This window comes from Sphingomonas glacialis, assembly GCF_014653575.1.
In the GTDB taxonomy this organism is placed as follows: domain Bacteria; phylum Pseudomonadota; class Alphaproteobacteria; order Sphingomonadales; family Sphingomonadaceae; genus Sphingomonas; species Sphingomonas glacialis.
In genome coordinates, this window is record NZ_BNAQ01000003.1 from 379,942 (window position 1) to 393,067 (window position 13,126).

At 67.5% G+C, this 13,126-nt stretch carries 14 protein-coding genes; 6 read left to right on the forward strand and 8 right to left on the reverse strand.

Features of this window, described 5'->3' with window-relative positions; genetic code table 11:
* Positions 1-25: 25 nt before the first annotated feature.
* The gene (locus IE187_RS12540) at positions 26-934 is read right to left on the reverse strand and encodes a prephenate/arogenate dehydrogenase family protein (RefSeq protein ID WP_189676534.1); all 909 of its coding nucleotides are present in this window, start codon (positions 932-934) and stop codon (positions 26-28) included.
* Between the two features lie 96 nt (positions 935-1,030).
* Here IE187_RS12540 and IE187_RS12545 point away from each other — a divergent pair, with 96 nt between their 5' ends.
* The 5 genes from IE187_RS12545 (at position 1,031) to IE187_RS12565 (ending at position 5,229) form a co-directional block, all read left to right on the forward strand.
* Positions 1,031-2,599, forward strand: a complete 1,569-nt coding sequence (locus tag IE187_RS12545) for a flavin monoamine oxidase family protein (RefSeq protein WP_189676535.1) — start codon at positions 1,031-1,033, stop codon at positions 2,597-2,599.
* Positions 2,600-2,625: 26 nt separating this feature from the next.
* Complete coding sequence (gene metX, locus IE187_RS12550; protein WP_189676536.1) at positions 2,626-3,759, forward strand: homoserine O-acetyltransferase MetX; 1,134 nt, start codon at positions 2,626-2,628, stop codon at positions 3,757-3,759.
* A complete protein-coding gene (locus IE187_RS12555) occupies positions 3,756-4,181 on the forward strand; it encodes a GNAT family N-acetyltransferase (RefSeq protein ID WP_189676537.1) in 426 nt (141 codons plus the stop codon). The genes metX and IE187_RS12555 overlap by 4 nt, the downstream gene beginning before the upstream one ends.
* Positions 4,178-4,774 carry a methionine biosynthesis protein MetW gene (gene metW / locus IE187_RS12560; protein ID WP_189676538.1) on the forward strand — a complete coding sequence of 199 codons (597 nt, stop codon included), beginning with the start codon at positions 4,178-4,180 and terminating at the stop codon, positions 4,772-4,774. The genes IE187_RS12555 and metW overlap by 4 nt, the downstream gene beginning before the upstream one ends.
* 68 nt (positions 4,775-4,842) lie before the next feature.
* The gene (locus IE187_RS12565; protein WP_133191210.1) at positions 4,843-5,229 is read left to right on the forward strand and encodes a response regulator; all 387 of its coding nucleotides are present in this window, start codon (positions 4,843-4,845) and stop codon (positions 5,227-5,229) included.
* A gap of 37 nt (positions 5,230-5,266) precedes the next feature.
* Here the strand turns inward: IE187_RS12565 and IE187_RS12570 are convergent, their stop codons facing one another.
* From IE187_RS12570 to IE187_RS12595, 6 genes are all read right to left on the reverse strand, one after another.
* Entirely contained in the window at positions 5,267-6,790 is a 1,524-nt protein-coding gene (locus IE187_RS12570) for a PAS domain-containing protein (protein ID WP_189676539.1), read from the reverse strand.
* Between the two features lie 32 nt (positions 6,791-6,822).
* Positions 6,823-7,383 carry a single-stranded DNA-binding protein gene (ssb, locus tag IE187_RS12575; RefSeq protein ID WP_189676663.1) on the reverse strand — a complete coding sequence of 187 codons (561 nt, stop codon included), beginning with the start codon at positions 7,381-7,383 and terminating at the stop codon, positions 6,823-6,825.
* Positions 7,384-7,412: 29 nt separating this feature from the next.
* Positions 7,413-9,275 (reverse strand): ferrous iron transporter B, encoded by a 1,863-nt coding sequence (gene feoB / locus IE187_RS12580; RefSeq protein WP_133191204.1) that lies wholly within the window; start codon positions 9,273-9,275, stop codon positions 7,413-7,415.
* Between the two features lies 1 nt (position 9,276).
* Positions 9,277-9,543 carry a FeoA family protein gene (locus IE187_RS12585; protein WP_133191202.1) on the reverse strand — a complete coding sequence of 89 codons (267 nt, stop codon included), beginning with the start codon at positions 9,541-9,543 and terminating at the stop codon, positions 9,277-9,279.
* Between the two features lie 87 nt (positions 9,544-9,630).
* Entirely contained in the window at positions 9,631-10,311 is a 681-nt protein-coding gene (locus IE187_RS12590) for a COQ9 family protein (protein WP_189676541.1), read from the reverse strand.
* Positions 10,312-10,320: 9 nt separating this feature from the next.
* Entirely contained in the window at positions 10,321-11,214 is an 894-nt protein-coding gene (locus IE187_RS12595; RefSeq protein WP_189676542.1) for a DMT family transporter, read from the reverse strand.
* A gap of 50 nt (positions 11,215-11,264) precedes the next feature.
* On the opposite strand from IE187_RS12595, the gene IE187_RS12600 reads away from it, so the two are divergent.
* Positions 11,265-12,353: an alkene reductase gene (locus tag IE187_RS12600; protein ID WP_189676543.1), complete on the forward strand. Its 1,089-nt coding sequence runs from the start codon at positions 11,265-11,267 to the stop codon at positions 12,351-12,353.
* Between the two features lie 28 nt (positions 12,354-12,381).
* Here the strand turns inward: IE187_RS12600 and IE187_RS12605 are convergent, their stop codons facing one another.
* Positions 12,382-13,122 (reverse strand): TIGR02186 family protein, encoded by a 741-nt coding sequence (locus IE187_RS12605; protein ID WP_189676664.1) that lies wholly within the window; start codon positions 13,120-13,122, stop codon positions 12,382-12,384.
* Between the last annotated feature and the right edge of the window lie 4 nt (positions 13,123-13,126).

The window sequence follows — 13,126 nt, forward strand, 5'->3', positions numbered from 1 at the left end:
GTGACGGCAGGGGTAGTCGAAGCGGCTACTCGTGCGTCCGCCCGAAATCGGGCGCCGGGTCGTCCTGCCCCTGTTCGATGATCCCGCGCCGCACCGCGCGCGTCTTGGTGAACAGATCGAACAGTTCGTCGCCCTTGCCCCAGCGGATCGCGCGCTGGAGTGCCGACAGATCTTCCGAGAAGCGCTGTAGCATGTCGAGCACCGCCTCGCGATTGGCGAGGAACACGTCGCGCCACATCGTCGGGTCCGACGCCGCGATGCGCGTGAAATCGCGAAAGCCGCCCGCCGAATATTTGATCACCTCGGACTGCGTAACCTCTTCCATGTCCGACGCGGTGCCGACGATCGTATAGGCGATGAGGTGCGGCAAATGGCTGGTGATCGCGAGCACGCGGTCGTGATGGTCGGGCGCCATCGTCTCGATCTCGGCGCCCAACCGCCGCCAGAATTCGGCGACGCGCTCGATCGCGAGTGCGTCGGTGCCCTCGGGTGGCGTCAGGATGCACCAGCGCTTGTGGAACAGCGTCGCGAACCCCGCTTCGGGCCCGCTGCGCTCGGTCCCCGCGACGGGATGCGCCGGTACGATCGTCGCGTTCGGTAACGCTGCTGTCAGCGCGCGGACGACTTCGGCCTTGCAGCTGCCGACATCGCTGACGACGGCGTCGGCGGGAAGATCGGCGGCGAAATCGCACGCGGCGGCTTCCATCGCGCCGACGGGCACGCACAGGATGACGAGATCGGCGTCGATCACCGCAGCCCCGCTGCTGCTCGCGACATCGTCGAACATGTCGAGCCGCTCGGCGGTCGCGCGCACATCGGCGTCGGCGTCGTAGCCGGTCAGCGCGACGCTTGGCATCGCGGCACGCGTGGCGCGCGCGATCGAGGATCCGATCAGGCCGATCCCGATGATGGTGACGCGGGCGAAAGGCAGCATGGCGCGGCGCATGGCGGATCGCTGGCGTCATGGCAAGGTTTGCGCCTCTGGCGTTGTCGCGCGCGCCTGCTAGGAGACGGCGAGCAGGAGACGGGAATGCGGGGTGGCGAGACGGTCTGGCATGCGCTCGAGGCGGCGCGACAGGCCAATCTGAGCGAGGCGGGCATCGCCCCGCCGGTGGCGGGCGATACCGGCCAGACGCGGCGTGCGGTGTTGCTGGCGCTGGGCGCGGCTGGGGCGGCGGCGGCGCTGCCACGTCCCGCCTTCGCCGCGCCGGGCGGCGGCCCGGTGGCGATCATCGGCGGTGGGATCGCCGGGCTCACCGCGCTCTGGCACCTGACACAGGCCGGAATCGACGCGCAGCTCTACGAGGCGCGCACGCGGCTTGGCGGGCGCATGTACACCGCGCGCGAACCCGGCAAGCCGACGGTCGAGGCGGGCGGGCAGCTCGTCAACACCGACCATGCCGACATGCACACCCTCGCGCGCGAATTCGGTCTGTCGCTGCTCGACCGCAAGGGCGCGCCGCATCGCACCGTCATCCTGAGCGACGGCAAGGAAGTCCCCGAGGGCAAGCTTGCCGGTGCCTTGCGCGGGATCGCCGGGCAGATCGACGCCGATTCGGTGCGGCTCGACCAGAATTACGCCAAGGTCGCGCTCGAGCTCGATGCGATGAGCTTCACCTCGTATCTCGACAAGCACGCCGCGCTGATGCCCGAGCCGTGGGTCCGCCGCTTGATGGAAGCGACCGCGCGGACCGAATATGGCGCCGAGCCGGGGCAGGCCTCTGCGATCGAGCTGGTCTTCAACCTGCCGTCGATCTCAGGGCGGCGGATCGACGTGCTCAGCCGCAGCGACGAACGCTATCTGATCGAGGGCGGCAGCAGCGCGCTCATTGCGGCGATGGCGGCGCGGCTGACCGGGCGCATCACCACCAACCGCCGCGTGACGCGGGTCGACCCGTTCGGCCCCGGCGTGCGGATCGTCTTTTCGGACGGAAAGACCGTCGATGCCGCCAACGTCATCGTCACGACGCCAGCGTCGGTCACGCGGAAGATCGATTTCCGCATTCCGCTGCCGCCGCTGTGGACGCGCTTCATCGCCGAGGTCGGGCTTGGCGTGAACATGAAGGTCCAGGCCGGGATGAGCGCGCGGCCGTGGGACAAGGTGATGGGCCGCGGCGGCGAGATCTGGCAGACCAATCCGCGCGGTGGCGTCGCCAGCGGGTGGGACGGCAGCGTGCGCGGGCGCGGCGCGAGCGGCGACGTGTGGACGTGGTTCCTCGGAGGCGCCGAGGTCGCGGCGGCCGGTACGCCCGAACCCGCCGCACTGGCCAAGCGCTTTGCCGGTCAGGCCGAGGCCGGGCTGCCCGGGATCACCGCAGCGACGAGTGCGTTCGCACGGCGCAGCACCTGGCACCGCGATCCGCTGTCGATGGGCGCCTATGTCAATTTCCGCCCCGGCCAGCTGACGCGCTTCGGGCGGCTGATCTGGACCGAGGTCGATGGCATGGCGAAGGCGCCGGTTCCGTCGGGTCCGGTGCTGTTCGCCGGCGAGCATCTGTCGGACGCCTATCCCGGCTATATGAACGGCAGCGCGCAGACCGGGCGGCTGGCGGCGCAGACGATCATCGCGGGGCGCGCGCATGCGCGCCGCTTGAGTTGAGCCCTGCGCGGGCCTAACCGCAGGCCATGAGCGATGATCCGCGTTTCGGGCTAGCCCGCCATGTCAGCCTGCCCGGGCCGCTCCGGCTCGATGGCGGGGTGCTGCTCTCGCCGGTCGAGATCGCCTACGAGACCTATGGCACGCTCAACGCCGACGCCAGCAACGCGATCCTGCTGTGCCACGCGCTGACGGGCGACCAGCACGTCGCCTCGGCGCATCCGGTGACGGGCAAGCCCGGCTGGTGGGTGCGGATGGTCGGCCCGGGCAAGCCGATCGATCCCGCGCGGCACTTCATCGTCTGCGCGAACGTGCTGGGGAGCTGCATGGGTTCGTCGGGCCCCGCGACGATCAACCCGGCGACCGGCGCGCCGTGGGGGATGAGCTTTCCCGTCATCACGATCCGCGACATGGTGCGCGCGCAAGCGCTGCTGCTCGATCATCTCGGGATCGCGACGCTGCACGCCGTCGTCGGCGGGTCGATGGGCGGGATGCAGGCGGTGAGCTGGCCCGCGACCTTCCCCGACCGTGTCCGCGCCGCCGTGGTGATCGCCTCGACCGCGCGCCACACCGCGCAGAACATCGCCTTCCACGAAGTCGGGCGCCAGGCGGTGATGGCCGATCCGAAATGGCGCGGCGGCGCCTATTACGAAGCCGGCGATCCGCCCGCGGCGGGGCTCGCGGTCGCGCGAATGGCGGCGCACATCACCTATCTGTCCGAGGCTGGCCTCACCGAGAAGTTCGGCCGCCGGCTGCAGGCGCGTCCCGATCGGCCCGATGGCGCGATCAGTTTCGGCTTCGATGCCGATTTCCAGATCGAGAGCTATCTGCGCCATCAGGGGATCAGCTTCGTCGATCGCTTCGACGCCAACTCGTATCTCTACATTACGCGGGCGATGGATTATTTCGATCTCGCAGGCGAGCATGGCGGGCAGCTCGCCAACGCCTTCCGCGCGACCAAGGCGCGGTTCTGCCTCGTCAGCTTCGACACCGATTGGTTGTACCCGACCGCCGAATCGCGCGCGATCGTCCATGCGCTGAACGCCGCCGGCGCGCCGGTCAGCTTCGTCGAGCTGTCGAGCCCGTACGGCCACGACGCCTTCCTGCTCGAAGCGCCCGAGATGAATCGTGTCGTCAACGGCTTCCTGAGGGCTGGCGAATGATCACGGTATCCGACGACAAGAGCGCGCTCGACGTGGCACAGATCCACGCCTGGCTGGCCTCGAGTTACTGGTCGCCGGGAATCGCGCGCGATCTGGTCGAGCGGACGATCGCCGGGTCGCACTGTCTCGGCGCGTACCGCGACGGCGTACAGATCGGCTATGCCCGCGCCATCACCGATCGCGCGACCTTTGCCTGGATCGCCGATGTCTGGATCGACGCTGCGGCACGCGGGCAGGGACTGGGGCGGCGGATGGTGCAATGGTTCGTCGACCATCCCGACTATCAGGGCATCCGTCGGATCGCGCTGGTCACCGCCGACGCGCACGGCGTTTACGAAGCGATCGGCTTCCACGCCCCGCTCCGACCCGAACGCTATATGGAGCGGCTCGACCCCGCCTTCGCTGCGGCGCTGCGCGCATGACCGCGCTCCGCCCCGACCTCGCGATCATCGCCGAGCATGTTGCTCCCGGCACGCGGATCCTCGACGTCGGCTGCGGTGACGGCGCGCTGATGGCCGCGCTGCGCGATACCAAGCGCGTCGATGCGCGTGGGCTCGAGCTCGATGCCGGCAATGTTGCGGCCGCAGTGTCGCGCGGGCTGTCGGTGATCCAGGGCGATGCCGATGTGGATCTCGCCGAATATCCGGAGGCGAGCTTCGATTACGCGATCCTCAGCCAGACGCTGCAGACCGCCAAGCGCCCTGATGTCGTGCTCGATCATCTGCTCCGCGTCGGCCGCCAGGCATTCGTGTCGTTCCCGAACTTCGCGCATTGGCGCGTGCGGATGTCGCTGCTGTGGGGCGGCCGGATGCCAGTGACGCGGCTCTTGCCGGAGCGCTGGTACGACACGCCCAACATCCATCACGTCACGATCGACGATTTCCGCAGCTTCGTGGCTGAGCGCGGAATCGTCGTCGAAGGGGCGTGGTTCCTGTCGGGCGACAAACGTACCGGGACCGCAGCGGCCAACATCCTGGCCGAACATGCCGTCTTCCTGCTGCGCAAACCGGCATAAGCGCGAGGAACCAAAGCGTCCGACGCGGGGTTACTTGGTTTCGTAACACAACCAAGGTCCGCACGGTCATGCCCGCCACTGCCCTCATCGTCGAAGACGAGATTTTCGTCGCGCTCGACCTCGAGCGGATTCTGATGGACGCGGGCTATGCCGTGAAAGCCATTGCCGCGGATCGTTCGGGCGCGCTCGATGCCGCCGAGGACTGCAGTTTCGCGCTGGTCGACATCAATCTCCGCGACGGTCCGACCGGCCCGGAATTGGCGCGGACGCTCGCACACGACTATGGTGTGAAGGTCATCTTCGTAACGGCAAATCCGGGCCAGATCGCCCATCCGAGCGGTGCCGTCGGCTATGTCCGCAAGCCGTTCCGCGCCGATGCGATCCTTGCCGCAGCAGCCGCCGCCACGACAGACTTTGACGTGGTGGAGCACGCGGATTTCATTCCGCTCGTCTGAGCTGTGACGGCTCGGCCTGCCGGGCTAGCCATGCGCGTCAGTTCCGGCTGAGCGAGCTTTCCGGCAGCGTGATTTCGACTTCCAGCCCGCTGCGCTCCCAGCGCTGCGCCACGGTCCCGGCAAGTTGACGAACCGCGCTCAATTCGATCAGCTGCGAGCCGAAACCGGTCTTGGCCGGTGCTTGCACCATCGGCCCGCCACGCTCGCGCCACTCGATCACGATCCGGTCACCGACGCGGCGGCTGTGGACAAGGATCGCCCCGTCATCGTTGTACAATGCGCCATATTTGGTCGCGTTGGTGGCAAGCTCATGGAACAGCAAGGCGATCGGCGTGGCCGAACGGTCATCGATCGCGACGTCGTCGCCACTGATGGTGATGCGCGACGCGGTGCGCGACTGATAGGGTTCGAACAGCTCGGCGAGCAGGCCCTGGAGGCTCGTCTGATCGGCCACCGGACGCGACTGCGCGCTGTGCGGCCGGACGAAATCATGCGCGCGGCCAAGCGCGATGACGCGCGCGCGCAAATCGTCGGCAACAGTGGCGAAGCCCGGATTTGCGCGGGCCGAAAAGCCGATCAGCCCCGAAATCACCGCGAAGATGTTCTTGATGCGGTGGCTGAGCTCCTGCGCGACGACTTCGCGCTCTTCGCTCGCGAGCTTGGCTTCGTGGATGTCGGTGCACGTGCCGAACCAGCGGACGATCGCCCCGGTATCGTCGAAGATCGGCAGCGCGCGGCCGAGCGTCCAGCGATACTGGCCGTCGTGGCGGCGCAGGCGGTATTCGATCTGGTACGGCTCTCCGGTAGCGAGCGAATGTTGCCACACGGCCCAGGCACGGTCCTGATCGTCGGGATGGAACATGCCCGCCCAACCCTCGCCATCGGTCGATCCGGCGGGGACTCCGGTGAACTCGTACCAACGCGCATTGTAATAATCGTGGAAGCCGTCGGGCTGAGTCGACCACACCATTTGCGGCATCGTGTCGGCAAGCGTGCGGAAGCGCCCCTCGCTGTCGCCGATCGCCGCGCGCGAGGCGGCAGCCGAGCGACTGTCGCCAAGCCGCCGCAGCACATCCTCGGCGAGCACCTTCAAGCCCTGGCGCTGCAGCGCGGTCAGCCCGGCGCGCGGAACGGTGTCGATCACGCAGAGCGATCCGAGCGGAATGCCGTCGTCGCGCACCAGCGGCACGCCCGCGTAGAATCGGATGCCGAGTCCATCGATGACGAGCGGATTGTCGGCGAACCGCGGATCCTGCGTCGCGTCGGGGATGACCATGATGTCGTCCTCGCGCATCGCATACGCACAGAACGACATTTCGCGCGGTGTTTCAGTCAGATCGAGTCCGGTGCGCGACAAGAAGGTCTGGCGCTCGGCCTCGACGATGCTGACCAGGCCGACCGGAACCTCGCACAACGCCGCAGCGAAATCGGTGATGCGGCGCAAGGCCGCATCGTCGCGGAGCGACTCGATATCGTGTTCGGCAATCGCCGCAGCGCGCGCGTGCTCGTCGATCCGCCAGCCGGGTGCAACCGGCAATGGCGGTTGGGAAGTTTGGGTCATGTCCGACATCAACGCGACAGGTCGCTCCCGGTTCAGAATGGTACGTCGTCGTCCAGATCGTCGGCAAACCCGCCGCGCTGGCCACCGCCGCCGGCAGGCGCGCCGCCGCGTGCCCCGCCGCCACCGCTGCGCTGACCGCCGCCGTAGCCGCCACCACCGCCGCCGCCGCCGAAATCGTCATTCCCGCCGAAATCGTCGCGCTGGCCGCCACCACCGCCGCCGCCGCCGCCGCCCGAACCGGGCGCGCCGTCGAGCATCGTCAGCACGCCGTTGAAGCCCTGGAGCACGATCTCGGTCGAATATTTGTCGTTACCGCTGGCATCCTGCCATTTGCGCGTCTTGAGCGCGCCCTCGATATAGACCTTCGAACCCTTGCGCAGATAGCGCTCGGCGACGCCGCCGAGCGCTTCGTTGAAGATCGCGACCGAATGCCATTCGGTCTGTTCCTTGCGCTCGCCGGTATTCTTGTCCTTCCACGTCTCCGACGTGGCGATGCGCAAGTTCACGACCTTGCCGCCATTCTGGAACGACTTGCTCTCGGGATCGCGCCCGAGATTGCCGACGATGATCACCTTGTTGACGCTGCCGCCCACCATATCCCGTATCCCGCTGCTGGGGCTCGCTAGAGCCCGAATCCGATCGCGGCCCAATAGACCGCTCCTGCAGCGATGTAAGCGAGCGCGAACAAATAGCCAACCATGAAGGCGGGCCACTTCCATCCGTTGGTCTCGCGCCGGGTAACGGCAATCGTCGAGATGCACTGCGGCGCGAACACGAACCACATCAGGAAGGCGAGCGCGGTCGGCAGGCTCCAGCGTTTATGGAGCGTCTGCGCCATCTTGGTTTCGCTCTGCTCGCCCGCGGTGTCGATCGCATAGACGGTGCCGAGTGCCGCCACTGCGACCTCGCGCGCGGCCATCGCCGGAATCAATGCGAGCACGATGTCGCGATTGAAGCCGATCGGACGGAAAGCGGGTTCGATCGTATTGGCGATCCGTCCCGCGACCGAATAATTGACCGCCGAGACAGGGCTGCCCTCGGGCGGTTTGGGAAAGCTCAGCAACGCCCAAAGCACGATGGTCGTGAAGGCGATCGTCGTGCCGGCGCGCTTGAGGAAGATTTCCGCACGGCTCCACAGCCCGATCGCGAGATCGCGCAGCCGCGGCAGCTGGTACTTCGGCATCTCCATCATGAAGCCCGACGATGCGCCCTTGGTCACGGTCCGGCGCAGCACGAAAGCGACGACGAACGCGCCGACCACGCCCATGACGTAGAGCCCGAGCATCACCAGCCCCTGCAGCCCGACGAACGGCAGCACCTTGGTGTCGGGGATCAGCGCGCCAATCACCAGCGTATAGACCGGCAGCCGCGCGGAACATGTCATCAGCGGCGCGACGAGGATCGTCGTGAGCCGGTCCTTCTCGTCCTCGATCGTCCGCGTCGACATGATGCCGGGCACCGCGCAGGCAAAGCTCGACAGCAAGGGAATGAACGCGCGCCCCGACAGCCCCACGCTCGCCATCACGCGGTCCATCAGGAACGCGGCGCGGACCATGTAGCCGCTCGCCTCGAGCACCAGGATGAAGAAGAACATGATCAGGATCTGCGGCAGGAACTTCACCACCGCGCCGACGCCGGCGATGATCCCGTCGGTGATCAGCGAGCGCAGCACCGAATCGGGCATCACGTCCTTGATCTGCGCCGATACGCCATCGAATACGCCCGCAATCGCCTCTGCCGGCGCGGCGCCTGCAAAGAACACCGCCTGGAACATCACGAACAGGATCGCGAAGAGCAGCACCAGCCCGAACACCGGATGCAGCGCAACCGCATCGAGCGCATTGCCCCAGCGTCGCGCCGGCGCTTCCGCGACCGTCGCCGCTTGTGCGATCTTCCGCGCGCGGCGTTGCAGCGTGACGATATCCTCGCCGATCGCGTGATTGCTCGGGCGCAGCCGGATCGCCGCGTCGGCATCGACGATGCCGCCGAGCAGGATCTTCAGCTCGTCGAGCCCGCGTCGCCGCACCGCGACGGTCGGTACGACCGGCACGCCGAGTTCGGCCGAGAGCTTCAACGGATCGAGCGTCAGCCCGTCGCGCTCGGCAAGATCGAACATGTTGAGCGCGACCACGACTGGCAGACCGAGCGCGATCAGCTGGAGCGTGAAGCGGAGATGATTGTCGAGGTTCGACGCGTCGACCACCACGACTAGGGCGTCGGGCAGCCGCTCGCCCGCCTGCGTGCCGGTGACGAAGTCGCGCGTCACGCGCTCGTCGGGGCTCGAGGGTTCGAGGCTATAGGCGCCGGGCAGGTCGACCAGATCGACGATGCGGCCATCGGGGAGCGTCAGCTTGCCCGAATGGCGCTCGACCGTGACGCCGGGATAATTGCCAACCTTCTGCCGGGCGCCGGTCAGCGCGTTGAACAGCGCGCTCTTGCCGGCATTCGGATTGCCGACCAGCGCCACCAGCGGCGCAGCGGTCATCTTACTGCGTGACGGGCGAGACGAGGATCGCGCCGGCAACCGCGCGGCGGAGCGCGACGGTCATGCGGCCGATGCGGCACGCGATCGGCCCCTTGCCGAGGCTCGCGCGGTGGAGGACTTCGACACCGACGCCTTCGTCGAAGCCGAGTTCGCGCAAGCGGCGCGCCTCGGGCGTCGAGAGATGCGTCCAGTCGATCGCCGCGACCGTCGCCTGGCGGCGTTGCGGCAGCGACTCGAGGCTGAGCGACTCAGGAGCGGAAAGCTTCATGCTACGCAAGATATCCATCTGCGAGCGATTATCAATAACAACGCCGCAACACCAGCTTTAATTGCGACGCACTCGCAAACAGCGCGATCACACCGCAGGGTAGCGCAGCCGTCCGATGAAACGCGACAGGCTGGGGCGGAGCTCGGACTTGGTGACGAGCTTTGCCTTGGCGGTTTCGAACCGCAGGATCCCTTCGATCCGCCGCGCCAGGAACGCGCGCGTGTCGGCATAGCCATCGCTCTGGTCGTCGATAAAGACGGTGACGGTCGCGGCATAGACGCCCGCAAGGATCGCGCGCTTGGTATAATGATTATAGTCGGTCGCGGTGTCGCCCGCGGCGCGCCAGATGACGTCGGCCGCGTGCCAGCCGAGCTTGACCCCACGTGCGGCATTCTGCGGCAGCGCCAGGATGGCGAGCGCGCGGCGCAGCGCTTCGCGGTCGGGCGCGGTCTCGGCAAGGCGAGCTTCGACCAGCGCGGTGATCTTCTCGCGCACCTTCATCGTGCCGCGCGCTTCGGGCGGAACGCGCACCAGCATAGTGGAGTCGACATGCGCGAACCACGCCGCGATCATGTCGACCGCACCGCCGGGAAAGGCGAGCCGCGCGACGTCGCGATCGACGCCGGCGCCATCGGCGGCCATGTCGCGCGCGGCATCGCCCCACCCGTCAAAGCCCGCATTGCTGGCAATGGCAGGCGCGAGCGCCGCGCGGATTTCGTCGAGCGTCGCGTCGTCGAGCGAGGCGGTTGGTGCGATCGAGTCTGTCATGCCTGCTATCTAGGCGCGTGGACGCCGACTGACCAGTACGAGTGCGATCGCAACGAGCACCGCGCCGACCAAATCGGGCAGCCCCAGCCGCTCGCCATAGACGATCCAGCCGATCGTCCCTGCGACCACCGGCTGCGTCAGCAAACCGAGCCCGACGGTCAGCGGCGGCAAGCGGCCGAGCGCATAGATCATCAGCCCTTGGCCGATGATCTGGCTGACCAGCGCAAGGCCGATCAGCGGGGTCCAGTCGGTCGGCAGGATCTTCTCGCCCATCACCAGCGCAAAGCCGAGCAGCGGCAGCACGCTCGCGAGCGTCGACAGCGCCAGCGCGGGGAGCGGCGCCATCGTCGCGCGCGCGCGCGCCATCAGGATGAAATAGCCGGTATAGAGGATGCCCGCGGTCAGGCAGAGCAGGTCGCCCGCGAGATGACGCGGATCGAGCTGGTACGACCGCCCCATCAGCAGCCCAGCGCCGATCGTCGCGAGCCCAAGCGCCACGCCCTGGACTCGCGTCGGCCAAGCGCGCGCGACGAGAAAGCCGTAGAGTGGGAACATCAACGTCGCCGAATTGCCGAACAGCGTGGCATTGGCGAGCGTCGTGCGCAGGATCCCGAGATGCCAGCTGCCGAGATCGGCGGCAAAGCACAGCCCGCCGATCGCGATGATTCCCCACAGTGCGCGCGGCACTTCGCGCGGTCGCCAGCCCGTCGCCAGCGCGGCGCCGGCAAGGATCGGCGCGGCCAGCGTGATCCGCCAGAACGCCGATGCGATCGGCCCGGTATCGGCGAGGCGGACGAACCACGGCCCGAAGGCGAGTGCGGCATTGGCAACGATCAAAGCGAGCAGCGGGAGCACCGCCGTTTCGGCAGCGACAGATTTTCTTTTCGGCAAACGCGGGTGCATGCTGCCCCCTAGCTTCCTATCTGGGGCGCGTCTCAGCAAAAGGACTCCGCATGCCAAGTCTGTTCGATCCCATCCAGCTCGGTGCGATCCACGCCCCCAACCGCATCCTGATGGCCCCGCTGACGCGCGGCCGCGCCACCAAGGCGCATGTGCCGACCGAGATGATGGCCGAATATTACACGCAGCGCGCCAGCGCCGGCCTGATCATCTCGGAAGCCACCGGGATCAGCCAGGAAGGCCTTGGCTGGCCGTTCGCGCCGGGCCTGTGGACCGACGAGCAGGTCGAGGCGTGGAAGCCCGTCACCGATTCGGTCCATGCCGCGGGCGGCCGGATCATCGTCCAGATGTGGCATATGGGGCGCCAGGTGCATTCGTCGGTGATCGGCGGACAGCCGGTGTCGTCGTCGGCCACTGCGACGGCGGGCCAGGCGCACACCTACGAAGGCAAGCAGGATTTCGAGACGGCGCGTCCACTCGAGCTCGACGAGATTCCGCGCCTGCTCGCCGATTACGAACTGGCGACCAAGAATGCGCTGGCCGCTGGGTTCGACGGCGTCCAGATTCACGGCGCGAACGGCTATCTGATCGACCAGTTCCTGCGCGACAACGCCAATTTCCGCGATGACATCTATGGCGGCTCGATCGAGAATCGCATCCGCCTGATGCGCGAAGTGACCGAGCGCGTCGCCAGCGTCGCGGGTGCCGACCGCACGTCGATCCGCCTGTCGCCCAATGGCGATTCGCAGGGCGTCGACGACAGCAATCCCAAGGCGCTGTTTGTCGCTGCGGCCAAGGCGCTCGACGAGATCGGCATCGCCTTCCTCGAACTGCGTGAGCCCGGCCCCGACGGCACGTTCGGCCGCACCGACGTTCCCAAGCTCTCGCCCGAAATCCGCGAGGCGTTCTCGAACCCGCTCGTGCTGAACTCAGACTATCGCAGCGTCGAAGAGGCGCAGGCGGCGATCGATTCGGGCGTCGCCGATGCGATCGCGTTCGGCCGCACCTTCATCAGCAATCCCGATCTGCCCGAGCGTCTGCGCACCGGCGCACCGCTCGCCGCGGATAACCCGCGGACGTGGTACAGCCAGGGCGCCGAGGGGTATATCGACTATCCGGCGCTGGAAACCGCCGAAGCCTGAACGAAAGCGTGCGGCGGCGCGGCGGGGTTTAAAACCGCCGCGCCACCACACCGGCACCCCAGCCGAACAGCACCGACAGCGCTACCGCGGCCAGCCCATAAAGCACCGACTGCCGCTCGGCCGATCGCGCGACGAAGCGCTCGAAGCCCGATTTGCGGATTTCGATATCGCGCGTCGCCGCCGCGAGCACGCGCCCGTCGCGGATCAGGAAGGTTTCGGCGGTGAACCGCCCGACCGGCACGCGTGCGGGGATCGTCACGCGTGCGCGATAGAGCACGCCGTCGGTGATCTCGACCGCGCCCGGTGCCTCGAGGTACAGGCCCGTGCGTGTCTTCAATTCGACCAGTCCGCGCGCGAAGCGATCCTGCTCCTGTAGCGGCGCGCTCGAGGCCGGCGAAAGCTGCAGGCTCGACAGCCCAAGCTCGTAGATCGCGCGCGTCCGCGCATCGAGCATCCGCGCGATCGGCTTGGACGAGGCGATCGCGTAAAAGCTGGGTGCCGAGCGATATCGCAGGCGACTGGCGTTGACCCACATCAGCCCGGCCAGCTTCTGTTTCTCGCGCACCAGGATCGATTGGACCGGCCCCTTCACCACCACGACGATGTCGGTGGGCTTGTCGTCGTCGGGCAAGCGGCCGCCGGGATAGAGAATCGCGCCGAACAGCAGCAAATTGGCGCCGGTAAAGCTGTACTGGATCTCGATGTCGCGCTGCGACACGTCGGGGACGAGCACGGGCTTCGCGGCTGGCCGCGATGCGGATTGCGCCATCAGC